Here is a 25123-nt window from a genome sequence, read left to right as displayed (position 1 = left end):
CAAGAGAAAATGACATGGGATCTGTGGTATTGCGCGTTGACAATGTCAGCAAAACATTTGTCGATGGCAGTGTAGAAACTCAAGTACTTAAAGGCGTGAGCTTAACTGTCGCGCGCGCTGAGCAGCTAGCCATAGTGGGCAGTTCAGGTTCAGGTAAAAGTACCTTATTGCATATTATGGGCAGTCTTGAGCAGCCAAGTTCAGGCGAAGTGTTTTTGGCGGGTAAATCGATAGCGACTTTAACGAGTCAGCAGCAAGCGCAACTTCGCAATCAAGACATGGGCTTTATCTATCAGTTCCATCATTTATTGCCAGAATTTACGGCGCTGGAAAATGTCGCCATGCCAGCGCTAATTGCCGGCCTTTCAACTAAAGAGGCGCATGCTAAAGCTCAGGCGTTATTAATGCGGGTAGGGCTTGAGCACAGATTGCAACATACACCCGATAAGTTATCGGGCGGTGAGCGCCAGCGTGTGGCAATTGCGAGAGCCTTAGTCAACGATCCTAAAGTGGTATTAGCCGATGAACCGACCGGTAACTTAGATGCGAAAAGCGGCGAAGCCGTGTATCAGTTAATTCGTGAATTAGCCGCGCAGCTTGGCACTGCCTTTGTGGTCGTCACTCATGATGCTCAACTGGCCGCGCGCATGGACAGACAAGTCATGATGCAAGATGGAGTACTGGTCAATGGAGCCCAAGCATGAAGGCTATGCTGGGCTTAAGTATCGGTTGGCGTTTCTATCGAGCCCGTCAAGCCAATGGCTTTATTGGCTTTATTTCAATGGCGTCCACTGTCGGTATTGCCCTTGGCGTGGCCGTGCTGATAGTGCTACTTTCGGCCATGAATGGCTTTGAAAAAGCGCTGGAAGATAAGTTTCTGGCGGTAGTGCCCCAAGCGGAGCTCATTGGTGCTGAGGCGCCTATCGCTAATTGGTCACAGATAATGACTGAGGCTAATCAAATTGCGGGCATTACGGCCAGTGCGCCGTTTGTGAAAATTCAAGGTTTAATTCAAAAACGCTCAGGCTTTCAAGGGATTAATTTAACGGGCATAGATACCAAGTATGAGTCTGAAGTGTCAGATATTGCCAAATACATGTCAGATGTCAGTTGGCAGGCCTTAAATACCGACAGCAATAATATAGTGCTCGGCCAAAGTTTACTGAATAAGCTTGGGCTTAAGCTCGGCGATAGCTTGTCCCTATATATTCCTAATCAAGGCGGTAAAGGTTTGGCGCAGGCGCGCAGCTTACGCTTTGTGGTGGCGGGCAGTTTTGATTTTGGCGGCGAAATCGAGCAAAGCTTAGGTTATATCTCTATGGCTTATGCTCAGCAAGTGATGGAGCTTGGCAACAATGTTTCTGGAGTGCGGATCCGCACTGATAACGTGTTTGCCGCACCATCGTTAATTCGCGAGCTGGGTTATCAGCAGACACAGTATTTGTATTTGAGTGATTGGACTCGCACTCAAGGGCATTTATATCAAGATATACAATTGGTTCGTATGTTGATGTATCTAGTGTTGGCGCTAGTGATTGCCGTGGCTTGCTTTAATATTGTTTCCACCTTAGTCATGGCGGTGCGTGATAAAACCAGCGAAATAGCCATATTGATGACCATGGGCTGTCGGCGCTTCCAGATCATGTCGATTTTTATGGTGCAAGGGCTCATGAGCGGCGTTATTGGTACTGTGATTGGTGGCAGTATCGGCGTGCTACTGGCTTTGAATTTGAGCGCAATATCGAATGGAATTGAATCGTTATTTAACGTTAAGTTGCTGGCAAGTGATATCTATTTTATTGATAGTTTGCCATCGCAGTTGCAGTGGGGCGATGTCAATTTAGTGGTCGCTATCGCGTTAATCATGAGCTTTATTGCGACGCTTTATCCTGCGTGGCGCGCCAGTAAAGTACTGCCGGCGACGGCCTTAAATGGCTAGAACGGCATAGCGCTACTATTTAAGTAAGACACAATAAAAAGGCCTCGATAACGAGGCCTTTTTATTGATTCAATATTGTGATTATTTAATGGCTTAAGTCTGCTTAGATTTGCTTCTGTTTTTACGCTGCTGCCATTTAAACATAATCGAGTATTTCCACAGATTATTAATGATCAAATAGCCAAACAGTGCGCTAGCAAATGCGAGCACTACGCTGCCTAAAATGAGGGCAGGCCCATAGGTATTAAGACTGGCCTGTAACCACGCAAGGCTCGCCTCAAAATGAAAGGCCTGGGGTTCTTGGCCTAGAATCTGTGAACCCAGCAAATACGCCACATAAAATAATAAAGGCATAGTAAAGGGGTTGGTGAGCCAGACGAGCGCAACGGCAATGGGAATATTAACCTTAAACACCATGGCGAGCGCTGCAGATAGCACCATTTGAAATGGCATAGGGATCCAAGCGACAAAGAGACCCACAGCAAAGGCGCCTGGAGCAGAATGACGATTGAGCGACCACAAGTTTTGATTATGTAGCCTTTCCCCAAACATTTTTAAGTGTTTATGGTCTTTCAATGTTTCAGGATTCGGCATCCATTTGGCGATGAATTTTTTTGGCATGAGTGGCGGCTACTGTCTTTACTTAAGCTGTGATGAATTCAGTTATAGCCGGCTTGTGTTTCGGCATCCTGTCCAATTTACTCTGGCCTACGCTCCCAAACGTATGGGTCATACTTGGGTTGTTGCTCATCGCAGGCCTTTGTTTTTGGCGGCGTTTATGGTTTATAAGCGCTGCGTTATTAGGTATATGTTACTTCAGTGTTTACGCTAATGCCATGCTTGACTTAACAGGCCAAGGCAAAGTTAGTGCTATCGCCCAAGAAACCAGCTTTTCACTTATTGCGCACCAACAGCAACAGTTACTCATTGATGTCACTATTGTTGCCGTGACTCATGAAGCCAATGCCAACACTAAGCTTGATGTAGCCATAAATAATCATGCTGGCTATCCACTGCAATTATTGCGTCTCTATTGGCGTCATGCGCCGCCAAGCCTTAGCGTCGGTGATATGTGGCGGCTTGATATTAAGTTTAAACCTATGACTTCCGCTCAAAATGAAGGCGGCCAAAATCGTCAAAAATTGTGGCTAAGCCAGCATATTATCGCTAAAGGTCATGTGGTCGCAGGTGCGCGTTTGGCGCCAAGCACTCAGTGGCGGGGGCAGTTAATCGCGGCGTTATTACCCTCCTTTGCTACAGTGTCAGAGCAGGGCTTGTTAGCAGCATTACTCATTGGTGACACTCAAGGCATCACTCAAGCTAAGTGGCAGCAACTTCGGCAAACCGGCACGGCTCATTTGGTGGCCATTTCAGGATTGCATTTATCGGTAGTGGCCTTGTGGACAGCTTGGCTTGCTATGCTGATTTGTCGGCGACTGTGGCCAAGTGAGAGTGGCGGGGCGATTAATCTTGGCTTACTCCTGTCGCTGGTGGTGACTTTTGGTTATGCCTGGCTAAGCGGCTTAGCATTACCGACGCAGCGGGCGCTCGTCATGTTGATTATCTTAATCTGGCTGTCGCTGATTAGGCGCTATTCCAGTGCGTGGGAGCGCTGGTTATGGGCGCTGGTGGTGGTACTGATTATTGACCCCATGGCAAGTCTCAGCATAGGGCTATGGTTATCTTTCGTCGCTGTAGCTGTCATTCTTGTTACAGTTTCAGGTCAGCAACTTGCCAATAATGCCACTAATATTAGTCGCTTAGATAAAATAAAAGCGGCGGTACTCGCTTTTTGGACTGTGCAATGGCGCCTGACGTTAGTCTTATCTTTACTGCAATTATTCTTGTTTGATGGCGTGAGCTTATCAAGCTTAGTGATGAATGCCCTGATGGTGCCTTGGTTTTCGCTAGTAGTTATCCCTCTAGGGCTATTGGCCTTAGTAAGCTTATTACTGCAATTAGGCTTTTTTGCCATATTTTCTGTGGCTGGTTCAAGCTTGCCATGGCTTGGGTTATTGCAACTGGCCAATGCGAGTTTGTGGCCTTTTAGCCAGTTATTAAATGTAAGCGATAGCTTTAGTGGTACTTGGTGGTCTGTACCTCTTCATTGGCATCTGCCTTTAACCTTGGCCGTCATAGCTGGAGTTTGCAGTTATTACTGCCGCGGCTATTGGCGTTACGCAAGCCTAGTTGCTTTACTGCCACTGATAGGAACTTCGTTGCTTGAACCTTCTTTGTCTAAGCTTGTATCACAGCCGAGCATCCCCCCTAAGGCTGAATCCTGGCAAATTCATGTGGTGGATGTAGGGCAAGGCACGGCTGTGATTGTGGCAAAAGGGAAGCATGCTCTGCTCTATGACACTGGCTCTAATTTTGGTGAGTTTAGTTATGCCAGTAGTGAAATCTTGCCGTTACTTGCAGCCAAAGGGCTAAGCCTTGATTACCTTATTGTTAGCCATAAGGATAACGATCATGCCGGGGGCGCTACTGCAATTATGGCGGCATTCAGCCATTTGACACTGATTACCGATTTACCTTGGGCCAAGGCGATGCCATGTCGCGGCGCCGATATTATCTGGCAAGGACTCGTTTTAGAGTTTTTATGGCCGCCACAGCCCATGGCTGGAAATCACGGCTCTTGCGTGGTGCGAATTAGTGATAAGCAGCGCAGTCTATTATTAACTGGCGATATAGATAAAGCAGCCGAGCTGAGTATGTTAGAGCATCGCGCCGGCATGAGTATAGAGAGCGATATTCTAATTGCACCGCATCATGGCAGCCTTACCTCATCCAGCACTCAATTTATCGCCGCAGTAAACCCAAGCTATGTGGTATATACCGCAGGTTTTAATAATATCTACCGTTTTCCCCATCCAAAAATCGTTAGTCGTTACGCTAACATTGAGGCTATGCAATTAATGACAGGGCACACAGGGCAACTGACTTTTACGTTATCAAGGGAGGTAACAATCACAGGTTATCGCCAACAAATGTCACCTTTTTGGTATAACTCAGTGTTTGGATTTGGTGACAGCCAAGATGTGCAGTAGAATGCCTGCTTTGCCATTATTATTGTGTATTCATGACTGACGCGGAAAAGAACGAAGTAAGTATCGTATTTAAGCGCCTTCTTGGCTATCTGACGCCAATGAAAGGAATGTTTATTCTGTCTGTTTGTGGACTGATCACCTATGGCTTGGTTGACGCAACCTTTATCGCGTTTATCAAACCTTTTATTGATCAAGGCTTCGCGCAGCAGGCGGCGAGCACTGTGCCAAGCGGGCTCAGTGGTGGTCTAGACTTTGCGAACAACGAAGGTTTTAAGGCCAGTAATAATATTCTCACCTACGCGCCCTTAGTGGTCATTGGATTATTTAGCCTTAGAGGGCTAGCCAACTTTGTCTCCACTTATAGTATCTCGTACATGAGCGCGCAGCTCATCATGAACATGCGCCAGCAAGTGTTTGAGCATTATTTACGTTTACCTGTGAGTTATATCGATAGAGAAAACTCAGGCAATCTTATCTCACGTGTCACCTTTGATACTGAACAAATCGCTAGGGCCTCTGGCAGTGCATTAATTTCCATCGTACGTGATAGTGTGACTGTCATAGGTATGGTGAGCATAATGTTCTATTACTCATGGAAATTGTCTCTGTGTATCTTAGTGATTGGCCCGTTAATGGGTTTAGTCATGACCATAGTGAGTCGTCGTTTTCGCCAAGTATCACGTCATATTCAATCGACTATGGGTAATGTGACTGCCACGACTGAGCAAATGGTTAAAGGCCATAAAAACGTATTAGCCTTTGGTGGCCAAGAGACTGAATCGCAGCGTTTCGCGCAAATCAATAATCACAATCGTCAGCAAAATATGAAGTTAGCCGTGGCTCAGGCCATCAGCCAACCGACCATTATGGTGATTGGCTCGTTTGCGCTGGCCTTTGTACTTTATGCTGCAAGTCTTGATAGCATGCAGTCAGAACTTACCGCTGGTACTTTCGCGACAATTTTGGGCGCGATGCTCGCCATGCTGCAACCCATTAAGAGTCTGACCCGAGTAAACGCTGAATTTCAGCGCGGTATTGCGGCTTGTACCACAGTCTTTGCCCTGCTAGATACCGAGCCAGAAGCCGATCCTGGTACCTATGAAGTTGAGCGCGCTCAGGGCATGCTGACCTTCAATCAAGTGAATTTCCGCTACCCAGGCCAAGAAAAACTGGCATTAAATAACATTGAATTTAGCGTGAAACCTGGGCAAACCTTAGCCTTAGTTGGCCGCTCCGGTTCAGGTAAATCGACCATTGCCAGCTTAATTACCCGTTTTTACACCGGTTTAGAGCAGGGCGATATTCGCCTCGATGATGTCAGTATTTATGATTACAGCTTAAAATCGCTGCGCAATCAGGTGGCATTAGTGTCACAGCAAGTGACTTTGTTTAACGACAGCATTGCCAATAACATTGCTTATGCTTACCCGGGTAAAGTCACTCGTGAGCAAATTATTGAAGCCGCGACCTTAGCCCATGCCATGGAATTTATTGAGTTATTGCCAGAAGGCTTAGATACGCAGGTAGGTGAAAATGGCGTATTACTGTCTGGCGGGCAACGTCAACGAATTGCGATAGCGCGCGCCATGCTGCGTAACGCTCCGGTATTGATTTTGGATGAAGCAACTTCAGCGCTTGATACTGAATCAGAAAAAGCCATTCAGTTAGGTCTGGATAATCTGCGCCATAACCGTACTTCGGTAGTGATAGCGCACCGTTTATCGACCATTGAAAGCGCCGATCAGATTTTAGTTATCGATCAAGGCAAGATAGTTGAACAGGGCACGCATCAGAGCTTACTTGCCGAGCAAGGCATTTATGCCAACTTGTATCAAATGCAGTTTGGTCATTAACCATGCAAGCTTGGGTTCACAATATTTGGTATGGCCAGCATTGGGCTAAATACCTGTTATGGCCGTTAAGTCTGGTGTTTGGCGTCATCTCTAGTGTTCGTCACACCTTATTTAACTTGGGGGTGAAGCAAGCTGTCAGTTTGCCCGTCCCTGTCATAGTTGTAGGTAATATTACCGCGGGTGGCAGTGGTAAAACGCCGACCGTACTTTATCTTATCGAATTGCTTCGAGCCAATGGCTACAAGCCTGGTGTCATTTCGCGCGGTTACGGCGTGAAATTAACCCAGCCGCTATGGGTGAGTCGCGATGCCAATGCCAGTGATGTCGGCGATGAACCCGCCATGTTAGTGCGCCGCTCTGGTGTACCTATGGTAGTGGCACCCGATAGAATTGCCGCTGCGCACTTGTTGCTCGAACGGGGCGATGTGGATGTCATCTTATGTGACGATGGCCTGCAGCATTACCGTTTAGCGCGCGATATTGAGTTAATTGTGATTGATGGCGATCGCCGTTTGGGTAATGGCCTATTGTTGCCGGCAGGGCCCCTGCGTGAAGGGCCGTGGCGTTTAGCTGATGCAGAATTCATTATTGCCAATGGTAAAGCGCAGCCACAAGAATACCCAATGAGCTTAGTTAGCGGCGGTTTATATCACTTAAATGGCGACATCTGCGAGCCTTTGACGGGTAAGTCGGTCGTTGCCATGGCGGCTATCGGCAACCCAGAACGTTTTTTTTCTAGTCTCAAACAGCAAGGTTTGCAGCTGACTAAGCAACAAGCGTTTGCCGATCATGCTGCTTTTATGGAGCAAGAACTCGATAACTTAAGTGGTGGCTTGCCCTTAGTGATGACAGAAAAAGATGCGGTTAAATGTCGCGATTTTGCAAAACCCCACTGGTGTTATTTGGCCGTCAATGCCAAGCTAACCCCCGAATTTGATAGCCGTTTGCTAAGTCGCTTGGCTGACGTAGCAACCAAGAAAGGAAATTATCATGGCGTTTGATAAAAAATTACTCGATATAGTGGCCTGCCCAGTATGTAAGGGTAAACTGGAATTTGATAAAGAGCATGAACAGCTGATTTGTAAGGCTGATCGTTTAGTGTATCCAATCACTGAAGGCATCCCAGTATTGCTTGCGAATCGAGCCACGCCACTGCAAGCGGATTAAGCCAGCTGTTCTAATCCCAATAAAAAAGCCATGAGTATTCATGGCTTTTTTGTTTTTGGCGTTGATAACTCAAGCCATATTGATGTCGACAACTATGGCTTAGCGCTCTTTAATCCAAGGAGTTAAGTTAATCGCCGTTTGCTTACTGCGGCCAAAAGCAATGGCCGAACGGTGACGTAATCTAAACAGCGCCTGATAACATAAGGGCACTAAGTACAAGCTAGTGACGGTTGAAAGTACCAAACCACCAATGATGGCAATGGCCATAGGAGCATAGGGCGGGCCACCACCGCCGATTTGAGTGTCGTCCAGGGCAAGCGGCACTAAGCCTAATATCGTAGTGAATACTGTCATCAAGACAGGGCGTAAGCGGGTGATACATATATCGGTAATAGCTTGGGACAGGGCGTCAAGCTCAGGCCGCTGTTGATTAATTTGATCCACTAAGACGATACCGTTATTGACCACCACCCCAAGTAAAATCAAAATGCCTATCATGGCCATCACAGACATCGCCGTGCCGGTAAGAAATAGCGCCCAAAATACTCCTGTGATGGAAAATAGGATGGAGGTAATAATAGCGCTTGGCAGTAATAGCGATTCAAACAGCGCGGCCATCACGATATAAATCATTAAGATAGCCAAAACCATATTGACCACCATAATGCTTTGATCTTCATCCTGGCGCTCAAAGCCGCCGCGCAGTGAATAACTGTAACCTTCTGGTAATGTCATGCTATCCATCAAGGTCGTTAGTTTCTCACCCGCTTCTTCCATAGTAATATCGTTAAGATTGGCACCAATGGATAGCGCCGTTTTTCTATCAAAATGTCGAATGGTATCAAAGCGCGGCACTATAGTGATGTTAGCGACATCGCCAAGGCTAAAAGTGCGATTTTGCTGGCGCACTAAAGGCAGAGAGTGCAGTGCATCTAACGACTGTTGCCATTTTTTATCATAAGCCAGCTCAATTCTAATTTCGCCATTGGGATCATGACGATAAGAGCGTAGTGGCGTGCCTCTCAGGGCCGTTGCCACTAACGATGCTAGCTCAGATACTGGGATATTTAAGCGACTTGCCATTTCATTGGATAATAGTATGAGCACTTCTTGCTGACTGCCATTGACTTCAGAGCGAACATCGGTGAGTCCTTTAAGGCTGCGAATACTTGGCAATAATTGCTCTGATAAACGTAATAAGTCAGTGGTTGAACGGCCAGTTAAGGTTAAGCGCACGCCACTTTGTTCATCACCCCAACCAAAGAGAGGAGTCGCGATAGCAAAATGTGGGAAGTCTTTACGAATAAGCTCCTTAAGTTCTTCCATTGCAATGGGGATGTCTTTTTTAAGGATTAAGGTCGACTGGGCATTATCAGGTGCATAAAAGCTATAGACAGACTCAATATAAAAAGCTTGTTGATTTTTATACAAATAAGCTTCCATTCGTTCAACCATGGCCTTAGTAACATTTAAATTATGTCGGCCTTCTAGCTGATAGTTGATGTAGAGCCGACCATTACTCTCACCATCAGATTGATCTTGTTTGACCATAGATAGCGGTATTGCCGTTGAAGCTAATAGTGCAAACGCAATCGCAGCGCCGAGTTTGGGGCGAGCCAGCAGCCAAGCTAAGCTTCGCTGATAAAAGCGCATGCCTCTCGGGTTTAATTGCTGTGATTGCGGCTTAAATTTAAGTGTTGTAAGTAGTAATGGCAGTAGAGTTTTAGCCACTAATAATGACACCAGTAATGAAATACAGATTGCGATGGCGACATGTTCAAGGAAGATGGTTAGTTGCACCTTGACCCCAAAAATATTGGGTAAAAATACTATGGCGGTGGTTAAGGTGCCGGCTAAGATCGCTAGGCTAACTTTTTCGACGCCATCAAATACGGCATTGTTATTAGTAGGATCGTGCTCCTGCTCTTGCAGGACGGATTCACTGACCACCACGGCATTATCAATTAACATACCTACGGCTAGCAGTAAGCCCATCATAGATAAAATATTTAGGCTATAACCGAGCACATACATGGCGGCGAGCGTCATGGCAATGGATATAGGAACAGAAATAACCACTACTAAGGTTAAGCGTAAATCCCGCAAGAACATGTATAAAATGGCAAAAGATAACAGTGCCCCCATAACACCAGACTTAAGTAAGTCACTTAAGGATGACTTCACGCCATCGGCTTGATCTTCCATGATGTAGAGGCGTACCCCTGCAAATTGCGGATCTTGCTTCACCTGCTCAATTACAGTGATAACACGATTGGATACCGCGACTAAGTTAGAGCCAGAATCTTTAAACACATCAAGACCCACGGCAAAGCGTCTATCAAGATGGCGGCCTTCATCTTGCTCGGGCAGGGCATAGCTGACTATCGCCACATCTTTTAGCCGTAACTTATCGTTTAAGGTGATATTTTCAATGTCAGCTAACGAGGTAAATTCGCCTTTGGGAGACACCTGAAATACCCGCCCTTGTTGGCGTAGACTGCCGCCATTAATGACAAAGTTTTCTGCCGTTAAGCGAGTTTGGAGGACTGAGGGCGAAATACCAGCGCGGGTAAGACTGATGGCATCGACCCTGATTTCAATTTGCTTTTGCTCAACGCCATAGAGGGTCACTTGTGATACGCCATCAAGGCGCTCCAAGGGTTTACGCAGTTGCTTATCTAATAAATCAAAAGCATTGGATAAATCGCCTTCACTGGCAATCCGTATCGTGAGAATCGGCAGATCAGAGGTTGAAAACTGGCGGATAAACACCCGCTCCACATCTCGCGGCAATAAATGGCGCACGGCATCGATTTTTTCGCGCGCTTCTAAGGCCTTAGTGGCGACATTTTCGCCCCACTTCATGCTGAGTTCGATATTAACGCCATTTTGACTGGATTCAGACTCCATATCGGTAATGCCGCTCATGGTCGCTAACGACTCTTCTAGCACTTGGGTAATTTCGCGCTCAACTTCCGCAGGGCTCGAACCCTTATAAGGCACTTCAATAAATACCCGTGGAATATCTATCCCTGGAAATAATTCCAGCGGTAGCAAACGACTGGCCACTAAGCCAAACAGTATGATGGATAAGAAAAACATCCCTGTGGTGACTGGGCGTTTGATGGCTAAACGGGTGAGATTCATGATTGCACCACGCGATTGACCTGATAATTTTTTCTATCAAATACTTGATAGAGCACGGGAATAACCACTAAGGTCAGCAAGGTTGAAAATAATAGACCGCAGATCACAGTAATGGCCATGGGCGCGCGTACTTCACTGCCTTCACCTATGCCAAGAGCCATAGGCAATAAACCTAGGGCGGTAGTTAATGTGGTCATTAAAATCGGCCGCAAGCGCGAATGGGCAGCGAGTGTAATGGCGGCTAACTTTTCTTCACCCGCTTCGCGCAGCTGATTAATTTTATCTATCAATACAATGGCATTGTTGACGACTATGCCCGTGAGCATAATAAAGCCAATAAACACCACCACGCTTATATGAGTGCCACTGATAAATAGGCCTAACACACTGCCAGCAATGGCCAGTGGAATTACTATCAAGATAAGCAAAGGGTGCAGTAAGGACTCAAATTGAGATGCCATCACTAGATATACCAAGCAGATGGCAAGGGCTATAGCAATCTTTAGCGATAAGAAAGATTGCTGCATTTCTTCATTTTGGCCGCCAAATCTTACTTGCAGTGAGGCTGGGACATCAGCTTCATTTAATAAGGCTCTGGCTTCATTGACCGCTTCGCGCAAATCGCCATAGGCAAGATTCGCGGTGATCATCGCCACTCTTTGCTGACTAATGCGATTAATGGCGGAAGGACCGGTAGCTAAACTTACCTCGGCCACGGCATGCAATGGCAATGACTGAGGGCTACCCGGGTTTATGATCATCTGCTCGATATCGGCGATATTGTCACGTTGCTCAAGCTCTGAGCGGATCAAAATATCAATTTTTCTATCATTAATGGTGAGCTGACTTGCAACGCGTCCGCCAATTTGACGCGCAATAGTGTCAGCCACTTGTGGCGCTGTCATTCCCAGTTGCGCAAGGCGAGCATGATCGAAGCGAATACTAAGCTCAGGTTGACCATCTTTGAGGCTGCTGGCCAAGTCAGTAAAGCGAGCTGAAGTGTTTAAGCGGCTGACTAGCAGTTCACTGGCTTGTTGTAACTGCTGTAAATCATAACCTATCAGTTCAATTTGTAGCGGCGCATCAAAGCTAAACAACTCAGGCGCTTCAATTTGTACTTCCAGCTCAGGAATGCTGGCGGCTTGCACGCGTAACTTATTACTGATGGCATTAAAGGCGCTAGGATCCTTAAGGCTAATTTGTAAGCGCCCCCAGTTTTCGCCGCCACGGCGGGTATCTGAAGTCATTAATCCGCCCGTGCCAGCTTGTGAAAACACATGGCTGACGCCTAATTCACCACTAATACTCTGGTTTAACTGCGCTAATACTTTATCGGTTTGCTCAACATCGGCGCCTGGAGGCAATAAAATATCGACATAAATCAAGCCTTGATTCATGGGCGGAATTAACTCAATCCCTAAGCGCGGAATTAATAATAACGTCGAGAGCGGTAAGCATAAGGTCAGCGCTAATGTCAGCCAAGAACGCTTTAACGCCTTAGTGAGTAAATGTCGATACAGGCGGGCACACTGCTCATAGAAGAAATTAAAGCCTGAGGATATCGGCCGCATTAATAAGCCCAGCATCCAAGATATGACTCGGGTGACTGTTAACGTCAGGGTTAATAAAAGCTGCGGTAACCATTTAAATAATAAGTGAATAGGAAACATAAATAAGGTGGCGCTATAGTGCTTTAATTTGGCAAGCTTGCCTTGTGGTTTAACTTTATCTACGGGCGTTAACAGCGCGGGCAGGGCACTAAAGCCTTCTCGAGATGCCAGCATGGGGATGGCAATTAAGCCCACCATTAACGAGGCAAGTAAGGCAAAGGTGACAGTAATGGCTTGATCTGAGAACAAGGTGCCAGCAATACCATCAACAAATATCAGCGGCACAAACACGGCTAAGGTAGTTAAGGTTGAGGCGACAATAGCCCCACTCACTTCTTGAGTGCCTTTAATTGCGGCATCCATTCGACTTAAGCCTTGTTGTCTATTGTTATCAATATTTTCAAGCACAACAATGGCGTTATCTACCAATAAACCTACCGCTAGGGCTATGCCGCCAAGGGACATAATGTTAAGACTGATATTGGAGAAATACATCATGTTAAAGGTGGCAATCACAGAAAATGGGATAGACACTGAGATGATTAACGTTGCGACAATATCGCGTAAAAATAGATAGATGACTAACATAGCCAGCAGGCTGCCGATAAAGGCGGCACTGGTGACCTCGCTCACAGCGCTTTCAATAAAGCGCGATTGGTCGTAAATCAGAGTGAGAGGTTTACTTTTTTGATCCCATTGACTGGTGAGCGCCTTAATGCGCGCGGCCACTTCTACCGTGTTGGCATCACCTTCTTTGTAGATGGCAAGCTCAATGGATTCTTTATCGGCAATGCGGGTAATGTCCGAGCGCTCTTTATGGGCATCAATAACCTCAGCCACGTCTTTTAGGCGAATGAGGCGCTGCTGATCGCGATAAACGATAACATTGGCCAGTTGTTCAATATCGGCAAATTGATTGAGGGTTCTGACTAAGTATTCTTTATCGCCTTGGGTGACTTTACCTGCTGAAAGGTTAATGTTTTCGCCGCGAATGCGCTCCTGCAGTTGCTCGGCGGTTAAGTTAAGCTGGGCGAGCTTATGTTGATCTAAGCGAATATGCACTTCTTGCTCTAAGCCACCCGATAAACGCACCGCGGCTACGCCGTTAATGGCTTCTAGTTGACGCTTGAGATCTTCTTGGGCATAAGTGCGCAGGGATTTAAGTTCCGCTGGCGTTTGTCCATCTGCCGATAATGCAAGACGCACAATCGGATCTAGGTTTGGGTTAAATCGCAGCAGTAATGGCTTATTGATATCAAGAGGTAAGCTAATGCTGTCCAACTTTTCGCGCACATCTAGGCTTGCGATGTCCATGTTGGTACCCCATTCAAATTCTAAAATCACATCGGACATGCCTGAGCGTGAAATGGAGCGAATTTGCTTAAGGTTTTTAACTATCCCTACCGATTCTTCAATGGGTTTTGAAATTAATTGCTCCACTTCCACCGGCGCCGCGCCATCATAGAAGGTGCGAATAGTGAGAGTGGGATAGCTTAAATCTGGCAATAGTTGGATAGTTAAGCGGCTTAGGCTCACCATGCCAAACAGCATGATAGCTAGCATTAACATCCACACAGCCACAGGGCGTTTGACCGCTGTGCGTATCATCGACATGGCAAGTATCCTTGATGGGGTCTAATTAGTGAGTGGCTTGATTAGTCACAGGCAAGGTTGCCATGGCATCAGAGACGTTTGGGGTTAAGAGTTCCACCAAGGATTGATCTTTAAGGTTGTGCTGGCCGCGGCTGACGACGACATCTCCCGCGTTAATGCCTTTAATAATTTCCACGGTATCGCCTTGACGATAGCCTAAGGTCACTTGCCGACGAGCGGCCTTATTGTCGTTAATTACATAAATGGCTTGCTGATTATCTTGCTGAATAACCACATTAAATGGCACTAATACGGCATTGTTGCGGGTATCAAATTTAATCGACACCTTAGTAAACATGCCAGTTTTTAACTGACCGTCGGGATTTTTTACTCGTAAGGTTACTTTAAAGGTGCCATTGCTACTATCAATTACAGGGCTGATGCGCAGCACATCGGCGGCTATCTGAGTATTGGGGCGGTGGCTTGCCACTAATAGGGCTTCTTGCCCAAGTTGTAACTGACTCAGTTGCTGCTCAGGTAAATAGACGATGCCATGCAGTTCTGCTTGGCTAACAATATGAAATAGCGGATCAAATTCTCGCACCATATTGCCTTGCTTAACGTAACGAGCGGCAATGACTCCCTTAATTGGCGACAGGATTTGGCTTTCTTTGACTTGTAAGGCTGATAAATCTCGACGCGCTTTAGCGGCTTGCAAGTTATATTCAAGTTTTGCAAGGTTATCGGCGCTAATGTATTCCTGAGTTTTCATCTGCTTTAAACGCTGTAATTCTTGTTCAATGATCAGCACTTCGGCATTGGTTCTATCTAATTCATACTGCTGACGCTCAGCATCTATGCTTGCGAGCAATTGTCCTTCTTCGACTAACATGCCTTCTTCAACCTTGATATTGGCAATGAGGCCTGCTACTCGTGTCAGTACCTTGGCTTCTTGCGGTGCTTCAAGGGTGGCGGTGGTATTGTAAAATGATGAAATATCGCCTTTGGTTGCCGTCATAGTTTCTACTGGCACGGCCTTATCTTTTTTTTGTTCTTCTTTTGGCGCTTCGGTGCACGCAATCAGGCCGATAACACAAGTAAGTAACATGCTGCGTTGAACAAGCTGTTGTAAATTCATGTTGATATCCATTTTAGTCAATTTTGGCATTGAATAAGCAGGAACTATGCCAATAATTAAATTCATTAAAACCATGTAGTTATGTGTTTTTAGCAACAACACGAATGAATAGCTTATTTCAAATGTAGCGACTTTGTTGTTAATTTGGCGATTTTGACCAACATCTAGCTTGTTGTAAATATAAAAAAAGCGCCAAATGGCGCTTTTTACATCAAGGGGGAAAGTTAGCGTTTATGCATAGGGACAAACGAACGCTCAACTTCACCTGTATATAATTGCCGTGGACGGCTAATTTTATGCCCAGGTTGGTCAAGCATTTCTTTCCAGTGAGCAATCCAGCCAACCGTGCGCGACAGGGCGAAAATCACTGTGAACATACTGGTTGGAATACCCATGGCTTTCATTATGATGCCTGAGTAAAAATCAACGTTAGGGTAGAGCTTCTTAGAGACGAAATAATCATCTTCTAAGGCAATACGCTCTAATTCCATGGCCACATCAAGTAATGGGTCGTTGAGTTTCAGCTCTTCTAATACTTCATGACAGGTTTCACGCATCACTTTCGCGCGCGGGTCAAAGTTCTTATAGACCCTATGACCAAAGCCCATTAAGCGGAATGGATCGTCCTTGTCTTTAGCGCGGGCGATAAATTCAGGAATGCGATCAACTGAACCAATTTCTTCAAGCATATTTAAGCAAGCTTCATTGGCGCCGCCGTGAGCAGGTCCCCATAGCGAGGCAATACCAGCCGCAATACACGCAAATGGGTTTGCCCCAGAAGAGCCCGCTAAACGTACGGTTGAGGTCGATGCATTTTGTTCATGATCGGCATGGAGAACAAAAATTCTGTCCATAGCGCGTTCAATAATGGGGTTTACTTTGTACTCTTCACAAGGCACAGCAAACATCATAGATAAGAAGTTACCGGCATAACTTAAGTCATTACGTGGATAAACAAAGGGCTGGCCTACATGATACTTGTAACACATAGCGGCGATTGTCGGCATTTTCGAGATTAATCGATAAGCGGCAATACGGCGATGGCTTGGGTCATTAACATCTAATGAGTCTTGATAGAAAGCAGATAATGCCCCGGTAACACCACACAACATAGCCATAGGGTGCGCATCACGTCGAAAGCCTCTAAATAAGAAAGAAACTTGCTCGTGTACCATAGTATGGTTTTTGACGGTATGAGAGAAATCTTTAAATTGAGCAGGAGTCGGTAATTCTCCATATAACAATAAGTAACAGACATCGAGATAACTCGATTCTGTGGCCAATTGCGCTATGGGATAACCCCTATGAGTTAATACACCTAAATCGCCGTCGATATAGGTAATTGCTGATTCGCAGGAGGCTGTAGCGAGAAAACCTGGGTCAAAAGTAAAGTACCCTTTAGATCCCAGCTTGCTGATGTCGATGACATCAAAGCCAGCAGTTCCATGTTTCACTGGAAGTTCGATTGACTCGTTTCCAGGTAATTCCAATTTGGCTTTTAGATCAGCCATACCCCGTTCTCCTTAACTTACTTCATTCTTATATTGAGTGCGGCATGTCAAGCACATATTACTTTACAGTTAATGTATATCATAATTCAATTTAAATAAGTGTTTTAATTTGTTAGACCTTGGTATATCGGCCTCGATAATGTCAAGCAGAGTAAGGAGTTGTCAACATTGCTCAAGCTTAACTCGATAGTTTTATTTGATTATTCATTGTGTGATGTTTGTATTTGACATTTCGCAAGAGTATACTTTGGTCACCTTTAAAGGTTGCAAACAACCCCATTTAAACATCATTATATTCACATCTTGGGTAAAATGTTTTTAATAGGTAATGCGTTTGTTTTGGAGCTTCGTGTGGAGTCATGCAGCTAATCAAGAAATAACATTAAACCCTGATGTTACTGCTTGACTGTATGTTAATTTTCTGTGCGATATGAATAATAAAAATTGCTCAATGGAGCTGAGTGAGCAGAACGTGAAAAACCAAAGACCCGTCAATCTAGATTTGCAGACTATTCGCTTTCCGGCGACTGCTATTGCGTCAATCGTGCACCGTATTTCCGGTGTAATCATGCTATTTGCCATTGCTATTTTGCTCTACCTGTTAAATGCATCGCTTGCATCTAGCCAAGGTTTTGCTGAGGTTCAAGCTTGGTTTAGTTCTCCTTTCATTAAATTTATTATCTGGGGCATTCTCACTGCGCTTGGTTATCACTTGTTGGCGGGTATTCGTCACTTAGTGATGGACACTGGCCGTTGGGAAGAGCTGGATTCAGGCTCAGCTTCTGCCAAAGCGGTGTTTGTTATCGCGGCAGTCTTGTCTGTGTTAGCAGGAGTATGGATATGGTAACTAACGCTGCAAGCTTTGGGCGCAGTGGCGTTCATGATTTCATCATGATCCGTGCCAGCGCGGTCGTGTTAGCCAGTTATGCTATTTTTTTAGTGGGATTTTTAGCGTTAGCGGCGCCTTTAACCTTCGAGCTATGGCACAGCTTATTTTCGACCCTACCCATGAAGATTTATACCTTAGTCGCTTTAGTCGCGTTATTAATTCATGCCTGGATTGGTACTTGGCAAGTGTTGACCGATTACATTAAATGCACTGCGCTGCGCGGAGTGTTGCAATTTGTCTTTGTCGTGGCTGCATTCTCCTATTTAGCCGCTGGCTTAATCATTGTATGGGGTGTCTAAGTGAATATTCCAGTTCGTGAATTTGATGCAGTCGTCATCGGCGCCGGTGGCGCAGGGATGCGAGCGGCATTACAAATTTCTAAAGAAGGTAAGAGCTGCGCGCTGTTATCTAAAGTATTCCCAACTCGCTCTCATACTGTTTCTGCTCAAGGCGGCATCACTGTCGCCTTAGGTAATGCCCATGAAGATCATTGGGAAGAGCACATGTACGATACCGTTAAAGGTTCCGACTTTATCGGTGACCAAGACGCCATCGAATTTATGTGTCAAACCGGCCCTGAAGCCATTATTGAGCTTGAACACATGGGCTTGCCATTTTCGCGTTTTGAAAACGGCACGATTTACCAGCGTCCCTTTGGTGGACAGTCACGTAACTTTGGTGGCGAGCAAGCGGCGCGTACGGCAGCGGCTGCAGACCGCACTGGTCATGCATTGTTGCACTGTTTGTATCAACAAAACGTTAAGCATAAAACCGATGTGTATTCAGAGTGGTACGCGTTAGATTTAGTTAAAAATGCTGACGGCGTGATTGTGGGTTGTACTGCCATTGAAATTGAAACTGGCGACATAGTCTATTTCAAAGCTAAGGCTACTATTTTAGCCACAGGTGGTGCTGGTCGTATTTATGCCTCAACTACCAACGCTCATATCAATACTGGTGATGGTGTTGGCATGGCAATGCGCGCTGGCGTGCAAATGCAAGACATGGAAATGTGGCAGTTCCACCCAACCGGTATTGCTGGTGCTGGGGTGTTAGTGACTGAAGGTTGCCGCGGTGAGGGCGGGTATCTGCTCAATAAAAACGGCGAGCGCTTTATGGAGCGCTATGCACCCAATGCTAAAGATTTGGCGGGTCGTGACGTTGTTGCCCGCTCCATGATGACTGAAATCCGTGAAGGTCGTGGCTTAGATGGTCCGTTAGGCCCTCATTGCTTGCTGAAACTCGATCACTTAGGTAAAGAAACCTTAGAAGCGCGTTTACCTGGCGTGTGTGAATTATCTCGTACTTTCGCGCATATTGACCCTGCTGATGGCCCAATCCCAGTATTGCCTACCTGTCACTACATGATGGGCGGTCTTCCGACTAAAGTGAGTGGTCAGGTCATTCGTAAGAATGAAGATGGCAGCGAACAAGATGTCATTGGCTTGCTTGCGGTCGGTGAAATTGCTTGTGTGTCTGTGCATGGTGCTAACCGTTTAGGCGGTAACTCATTGCTTGATTTAGTGGTCTTTGGCCGCGCAGCAGGGCAACATTTAGGTAAGGTATTGGATCAAACACCTAATCCTAAAGCGGCCACTGATGCCGAAATTCAAGCATCGCTTGCACGCCTAAATCGTTGGGAAAGCAATAAAGACGGTGAAGACCCAGCGCAAATTCGTAAAGACTTGCAACTGTGTATGCAGCTTAATTTCTCGGTGTTCAGAAGTGGCGATGCCATGGCTGAAGGCTTAGAGCAATTAAAAGCCATCAGTAAGCGTTTAGATAATGCCAAACTGTCGGACAATTCACGGGAATTTAATACCCAGCGCATCGAATGTTTAGAGCTGGATAACTTAATGGCGACCGCGATAGCTACCGCCTATGCGGCCAACTATCGCACTGAAAGTCGCGGCGCACATTCACGCGAAGATTATCTTGAGCGTGATGATGACAATTGGTTATGTCACAGTTTATTTGACCCTGTCACTACCCAAATGATGCGTCGTGAAGTCAATATGGCACCTATTCATCGGGCAGCCTTCCCACCCAAGAAGCGTACTTACTAAGGAGCTATCAGGATGAAATTGGAATTTTCCATTTATAGATATAATCCTGATGTGGATACTAAACCACATATGCAGGATTTCAGCCTCACGGTGGAAGACGGCACAGATATGATGGTGCTAGATGCCTTGATGAAGCTTAAAGAGCAGGACACCACCTTGGTGTTTCGCCGCTCGTGCCGTGAAGGCGTGTGTGGTTCTGACGGCATTAACATGAATGGTAAGAATGGCTTAGCTTGTATTACGCCAGTATCAACCTTCAAGGGTAAGAAACTGATTATTCGCCCACTGCCTGGCATGCCGGTAGTTCGCGACTTGGTGGTAGATTTATCTCAGTTCTACAAGCAATACGAGAAGATTAAGCCGTATCTTATCAATGATGGTCAAAAACCTGCTCGTGAAAACCTGCAATCCCCTGAGCAACGTGAACATTTAGATGGTTTGTATGAATGTATTATGTGCGCGTGTTGCTCAACAGCCTGCCCATCTTTCTGGTGGAATCCTGATAAGTTCGTGGGTCCGAGCGGTTTATTGCATGCCTATCGCTTCTTGATTGATAGCCGCGATACCGCTACCGAGCAGCGTTTGTCGGAACTTGATGATGCTTATAGTGTGTTCCGCTGCCATGGCATTATGAATTGTGTGGATGTGTGCCCTAAAGGATTAAATCCAACTAAGGCCATAGGTCATATCAAATCAATGTTGCTGCAACGGGCGGTTTAGATGCAAGTTACTGAGCTAACAATTATAATAGCCTAACTCTTTGAGAGTCATCATCATATTGGTGATGACTCTTTTATATAATGGCTATCAAAATACCGTCATTCTGGGTTATAAGACGGTAGTGACAGGGAATAATTTCTTCGAAATACTCCCAAATACTATGGCTAAGCACGTGTATGCACCTAATACGCAATGCCTAGGCGGAGTTGGTTGAATAGGACATCAAGTTTTCCAAGGACTCAGATGTGACCTTATCGCAAAAACACCGGCAGTCAGTTTGCAGTTGAGGGTCAAAGTTTGAAAGGAATAGCAATGCACCAAGGCGTCATGAAAGCTTGGCTCGACTCGTCTCATCTAAGTGGTGCTAACAGCACTTATATTGAAGCGATGTACGAAGCCTACCAAGAAGATCCCCAATCAGTGACCGACGATTGGCGTGAGGTTTTTGATAAGCTCCCTCCGGTCAACGGTTCCGGCAGTGCTGCCCCAGAAATCTCTCATTCTAAAATGCGAGAATATTTCAAATCATTGGCCCAAGAGCGGCGAGTGGGCGGCGGTAGCATGGTGTCTGATCCGCAATTAGATGCTAAGCAAGTTAAAGTACTGCAACTTATTAATGCGCATCGATTCCGCGGCCATCAAAACGCTAATCTCGATCCATTAGGATTATGGCAGCGTGAGTCAGTGAAAGAACTCGACCCACAGCATCACGGTTTAGATGCCGACGATTTACTGCGCAGCTTTAATACCGGCTCTTTTGCCCATGGAGGCCAAACCATGTTGCTCAAAGACTTGGTGGCAGCGCTCAAGCAAACCTATTGCGGCAGTATTGGTGCGGAATATATGCATATTACCGATACCGATGAGAAGCGTTGGATCCAGCAACATTTGGAACCGACCTTAGGCCGAGTTTCTCTTGATGAAGCCAATAAAGTTCGCATTCTACAAGGCTTAAACGCAGTAGAAGGCCTAGAGAAATATTTAGGCGCCAAATTTCCAGGTGCTAAACGCTTCTCCCTTGAAGGCGGCGATGCACTAGTACCTATGCTGCGTGAGATTTTGTATCGCGCTGGCGAATCAGGTACCAAAGAAATCGTGGTTGGTATGGCGCACCGTGGTCGTCTTAACGTGTTAGTTAACGTGCTCGGTAAGCGTCCAGCAGAATTATTTAATGAGTTCGCGGGTAAGCATAATGACAGCTTAGGCAGCGGCGATGTGAAATATCACCAAGGCTTCTCGGCTGATTTTTCAACTCCTGGCGGCGATATTCATTTAGCGCTGGCGTTTAACCCATCGCATCTTGAAATTGTGAACCCTGTGGTGATGGGCTCAGTGCGCGCGCGTCAAGACCGCCGTGGATGCAGCGATGGCCGTCAAGTCATGCCAATCACCATTCATGGTGACTCAGCCATTACTGGCCAAGGCATAGTGCAAGAGACATTTAACATGTCGCAAACCCGCGGTTTCTCAGTGGGTGGCAGTATCCGTATTGTTGTCAATAACCAAGTAGGCTTTACCACTTCTAATCATCAAGACGTGCGCTCGACAGAATATTGTACTGACATCGCCAAAATGGTGCAGGCACCGATATTCCATGTGAATGCTGACGATCCTGAAGCTGTGGCCTTTATCGCTAAATTGGCGGTAGATTATCGCAACGAGTTTAAGCGCGATGTGGTCATTGATTTAGTGTGTTATCGCCGTCATGGCCATAACGAAGCCGATGAGCCAAGTGCGACTCAGCCGCTGATGTATTCAAAAATTAAGAAGCATCCAACGCCGCGTAAGCTCTATGCTGACAAGCTAATTGCTGAAAAAACCTTAGCGGCAGATGATGTGACGGCTATGGTGAACAATTATCGCGATGCCTTAGATCACGGCGATTGCGTGGTGCCCGAGTGGCGCCCTATGACCATACAAAATGCCGATTGGTCATCTTACATTGGGAATGATTGGGACGTAGCTTACACGCCTGAATATGCGCTCGATAAGCTGACTAAACTGGCGCACAGCATCAGTTATGTACCAAGCAATCATCCTATGCACGCACGGGTTGATAAGATTTATCAAGACCGTTTAGCGATGGCCAATGGCGAGAAATTCCTCGATTGGGGCTTTGCTGAAACCTTAGCTTACGCCACCATTTTGACCTCAGGTAATCGCGTGCGGTTAACGGGTCAAGATTCAGGTCGCGGTACCTTCTTCCATCGCCATGCTGTGCTGCATAACCAAACCGATGGCAGTACTTATTTACCGCTGCGTCACTTAAGTGATGACCAAGGCGCCATTAACATTACTGACTCAGTATTATCTGAAGCCTCAGTATTGGCGTTTGAATACGGTTATGCCACCGCAGAACCTACGGGCTTAACCATTTGGGAAGCGCAGTTTGGTGACTTCGTTAACTGTGCTCAAGTAGTGATTGACCAGTTCTTATCGTCTGGCGAGCAAAAGTGGGGGCGTTTATGCGGCTTAACTATGCTGTTGCCCCATGGGTATGAAGGCCAAGGCCCTGAGCATTCGAGCGCCCGTTTAGAGCGTTTCTTGCAACTGTGCGCCAACCATAATATGCAAGTGTGCGTGCCATCAACGCCAGCGCAGGTGTATCACATGCTGCGTCGACAAGTGGTGCGGCCAATGCGTCGTCCATTAGTGGTTATGTCTCCTAAGTCTTTGCTACGTCATCCGATGGCGGTATCAAGCTTAGAAGAACTGGCTAATGGTCACTTCCAAAATATTATTGGTGAAATCGATGATCTTGATCCAAAAGGCGTCGATCGCGTAGTGTTCTGTAGCGGTAAGGTGTATTTCGAATTACTTGAGCGCCGCCGTAAAGAGCAGCTTACTAATGTTGCCATTATCCGTATTGAACAGTTATATCCGTTCCCGCATGATGAAATTCAGGCGGAATTACAACGCTATAGCCATGTGACTGATTTTATTTGGTGTCAGGAAGAACCACAAAATCAGGGCGCTTGGTATTGCAGTCAACACCATTTTTGGGCCGCCATTCCAGCGGGCTCAACCCTGACGTATGCCGGCCGTGAAGCCTCGGCCGCGCCTGCTTGTGGATATCCAGAATTGCATGCCCATCAGCAAGAAGCCTTAGTCGTCAGCGCATTAAAGTTACCGTCATTGCCACATTTATAATAAGGATAAGGTTGCATGAGTATTGAAATTAAAGTCCCAGTCCTGCCGGAATCAGTGGCTGATGCGACAATTGCCACTTGGCATGTTAAGCCGGGCGAGCGCGTGAGTCGCGATCAACAGTTGGTGGATATTGAAACCGATAAAGTGGTGCTGGAAGTGGTTGCCCCAGAAGACGGTCAACTGTCTGAACTGCTGGCACAAGAAGGCGATACGGTTTTAGGTCAGCAAGTGATTGCCAACTTTGTGGCTAGTATTGTGGCTGGTCAAGAAGTGTCAAAATCTCAAGCCGAAGCTGTGACTCTAGACGCTGATGTTAATGATGCCCTGAGCCCATCTGTGCGCCGCTTGATTGCTGAGCATTCATTGAATGCCGCTGATATCAAGGGCACAGGTGTGGGTGGCCGTATCACTAAAGAAGATGTTGATGCCTTTGTGAAGCAAGCGTCAAAAGCCGCGCCTGTTGCTGCAGCGGTAAAAGCGCCAGTGGCACCTTTAGGTGTGCGCAGTGAAAAACGTGTTCCTATGACGCGTTTACGTAAAACCATTGCTAGCCGTTTGCTGGAAGCGAAAAACTCAACCGCTATGTTGACTACGTTTAACGAAGTTAACATGAAGCCTATCATGGACATCCGTAAGCAATATCAGGATGTGTTTGAAAAGCGTCATGGCATACGTTTAGGCTTTATGTCGTTTTATATCAAGGCCGTGACTGAAGCGCTGAAGCGCTACCCAGAAATTAACGCGTCAATCGATGGTGATGATATTGTTTATCATAACTATTTTGATGTCAGCATTGCAGTTTCTACTCCAAGAGGCTTAGTAACGCCTGTGCTGCGTGATTGCGATAGCATGAGTTTGGCTGAGATTGAAAAGGCTGTGCGTGATTTAGCCATTAAAGGCCGAGATGGCAAACTGACGGTTGAAGATATGACCGGCGGTAACTTCACCTTAACTAACGGTGGCGTGTTTGGTTCTTTAATGTCGACCCCGATTTTAAACTTGCCACAAAGCGCTATCTTAGGCATGCATGCCATTAAAGATCGCCCAATGGCGGTTAATGGTCAGGTAGAAATTCTACCTATGATGTATCTGGCTCTGTCATACGATCACCGCATCATTGACGGCCGTGAATCTGTGGGCTTCTTGGTAACCATTAAGGAATTCCTCGAAGACCCAACTCGCTTGTTGCTGGATTTGTAAAATCCACAGCGCCCCCGCCTTCGGGCGGGATTCTCGTGGTCACTCGGTGTGAGTGATTGGAATTGATAAGACGTATATGGATAGAGCATC

General features: G+C 46.2%; 17 protein-coding genes. 12 read left to right on the top strand and 5 right to left on the bottom strand.

All coding sequences use genetic code 11. From position 1 onward, the window contains the following. The first annotated feature begins 14 nt into the window (after nucleotides 1-14). Both lolD and lolE read left to right on the top strand, forming a co-directional pair. Nucleotides 15-704 (top strand): lipoprotein-releasing ABC transporter ATP-binding protein LolD, encoded by a 690-nt coding sequence (gene lolD, locus AC1HDP_RS05995; RefSeq protein ID WP_479639836.1) that lies wholly within the window; start codon nucleotides 15-17, stop codon nucleotides 702-704. Next, entirely contained in the window at nucleotides 701-1939 is a 1239-nt protein-coding gene (lolE, locus tag AC1HDP_RS05990; protein ID WP_140932934.1) for a lipoprotein-releasing ABC transporter permease subunit LolE, read from the top strand. The genes lolD and lolE overlap by 4 nt, the downstream gene beginning before the upstream one ends. Before the next feature lie 93 nt (nucleotides 1940-2032). Here the strand turns inward: lolE and AC1HDP_RS05985 are convergent, their stop codons facing one another. Beyond that, nucleotides 2033-2560, bottom strand: coding sequence for a DUF2062 domain-containing protein (locus AC1HDP_RS05985; RefSeq protein WP_479638030.1), 528 nt, complete (start codon nucleotides 2558-2560; stop codon nucleotides 2033-2035). A 32-nt stretch (nucleotides 2561-2592) separates the two neighbouring features. Here AC1HDP_RS05985 and AC1HDP_RS05980 point away from each other — a divergent pair, with 32 nt between their 5' ends. Genes AC1HDP_RS05980 through AC1HDP_RS05965 form a run of 4 tightly spaced genes read left to right on the top strand, consistent with a single transcriptional unit; the run spans nucleotide 2593 to nucleotide 8009 of the window. Further along, nucleotides 2593-4989, top strand: a complete 2397-nt coding sequence (locus AC1HDP_RS05980; RefSeq protein WP_479638029.1) for a DNA internalization-related competence protein ComEC/Rec2 — start codon at nucleotides 2593-2595, stop codon at nucleotides 4987-4989. Between the two features lie 32 nt (nucleotides 4990-5021). Continuing rightward, complete coding sequence (msbA, locus tag AC1HDP_RS05975; RefSeq protein ID WP_479638028.1) at nucleotides 5022-6842, top strand: lipid A export permease/ATP-binding protein MsbA; 1821 nt, start codon at nucleotides 5022-5024, stop codon at nucleotides 6840-6842. Between the two features lie 2 nt (nucleotides 6843-6844). Beyond that, nucleotides 6845-7843 (top strand): tetraacyldisaccharide 4'-kinase, encoded by a 999-nt coding sequence (gene lpxK, locus AC1HDP_RS05970; protein ID WP_479638027.1) that lies wholly within the window; start codon nucleotides 6845-6847, stop codon nucleotides 7841-7843. Further along, entirely contained in the window at nucleotides 7833-8009 is a 177-nt protein-coding gene (locus tag AC1HDP_RS05965; protein ID WP_140932929.1) for a Trm112 family protein, read from the top strand. Before lpxK ends, AC1HDP_RS05965 begins: the two co-directional genes overlap by 11 nt. Before the next feature lie 99 nt (nucleotides 8010-8108). Here AC1HDP_RS05965 and AC1HDP_RS05960 read toward each other — a convergent pair whose 3' ends face one another. The 4 genes from AC1HDP_RS05960 to AC1HDP_RS05945 form a co-directional block, all read right to left on the bottom strand. Further along, complete coding sequence (locus AC1HDP_RS05960; protein ID WP_479638026.1) at nucleotides 8109-11156, bottom strand: efflux RND transporter permease subunit; 3048 nt, start codon at nucleotides 11154-11156, stop codon at nucleotides 8109-8111. Beyond that, a complete protein-coding gene (locus AC1HDP_RS05955; protein ID WP_479638025.1) occupies nucleotides 11153-14380 on the bottom strand; it encodes an efflux RND transporter permease subunit in 3228 nt (1075 codons plus the stop codon). The genes AC1HDP_RS05960 and AC1HDP_RS05955 overlap by 4 nt, the downstream gene beginning before the upstream one ends. A gap of 25 nt (nucleotides 14381-14405) precedes the next feature. Beyond that, entirely contained in the window at nucleotides 14406-15497 is a 1092-nt protein-coding gene (locus AC1HDP_RS05950) for an efflux RND transporter periplasmic adaptor subunit (protein WP_479639835.1), read from the bottom strand. Between the two features lie 224 nt (nucleotides 15498-15721). After that, a complete protein-coding gene (locus AC1HDP_RS05945) occupies nucleotides 15722-17008 on the bottom strand; it encodes a citrate synthase (RefSeq protein ID WP_140932926.1) in 1287 nt (428 codons plus the stop codon). A 451-nt stretch (nucleotides 17009-17459) separates the two neighbouring features. On the opposite strand from AC1HDP_RS05945, the gene sdhC reads away from it, so the two are divergent. From sdhC to odhB, 6 genes are all read left to right on the top strand, one after another. Further along, a complete protein-coding gene (gene sdhC, locus AC1HDP_RS05940; RefSeq protein WP_140934109.1) occupies nucleotides 17460-17855 on the top strand; it encodes a succinate dehydrogenase cytochrome b556 subunit in 396 nt (131 codons plus the stop codon). Next, complete coding sequence (sdhD, locus tag AC1HDP_RS05935; protein WP_479638024.1) at nucleotides 17849-18196, top strand: succinate dehydrogenase, hydrophobic membrane anchor protein; 348 nt, start codon at nucleotides 17849-17851, stop codon at nucleotides 18194-18196. Before sdhC ends, sdhD begins: the two co-directional genes overlap by 7 nt. Continuing rightward, a complete protein-coding gene (gene sdhA, locus AC1HDP_RS05930; RefSeq protein ID WP_479638023.1) occupies nucleotides 18197-19963 on the top strand; it encodes a succinate dehydrogenase flavoprotein subunit in 1767 nt (588 codons plus the stop codon). A gap of 12 nt (nucleotides 19964-19975) precedes the next feature. Continuing rightward, the gene (locus tag AC1HDP_RS05925; protein WP_140932923.1) at nucleotides 19976-20683 is read left to right on the top strand and encodes a succinate dehydrogenase iron-sulfur subunit; all 708 of its coding nucleotides are present in this window, start codon (nucleotides 19976-19978) and stop codon (nucleotides 20681-20683) included. A gap of 312 nt (nucleotides 20684-20995) precedes the next feature. Further along, the gene (sucA, locus tag AC1HDP_RS05920; protein ID WP_479638022.1) at nucleotides 20996-23833 is read left to right on the top strand and encodes a 2-oxoglutarate dehydrogenase E1 component; all 2838 of its coding nucleotides are present in this window, start codon (nucleotides 20996-20998) and stop codon (nucleotides 23831-23833) included. A gap of 15 nt (nucleotides 23834-23848) precedes the next feature. Then, nucleotides 23849-25033: a 2-oxoglutarate dehydrogenase complex dihydrolipoyllysine-residue succinyltransferase gene (odhB, locus tag AC1HDP_RS05915; protein ID WP_479638021.1), complete on the top strand. Its 1185-nt coding sequence runs from the start codon at nucleotides 23849-23851 to the stop codon at nucleotides 25031-25033. The last annotated feature ends 90 nt before the right edge of the window (nucleotides 25034-25123 follow it).

Source organism: Shewanella sp. ISS20 (assembly GCF_056522965.1).
This window is presented reverse-complemented; position numbering and strand designations above follow the sequence as displayed.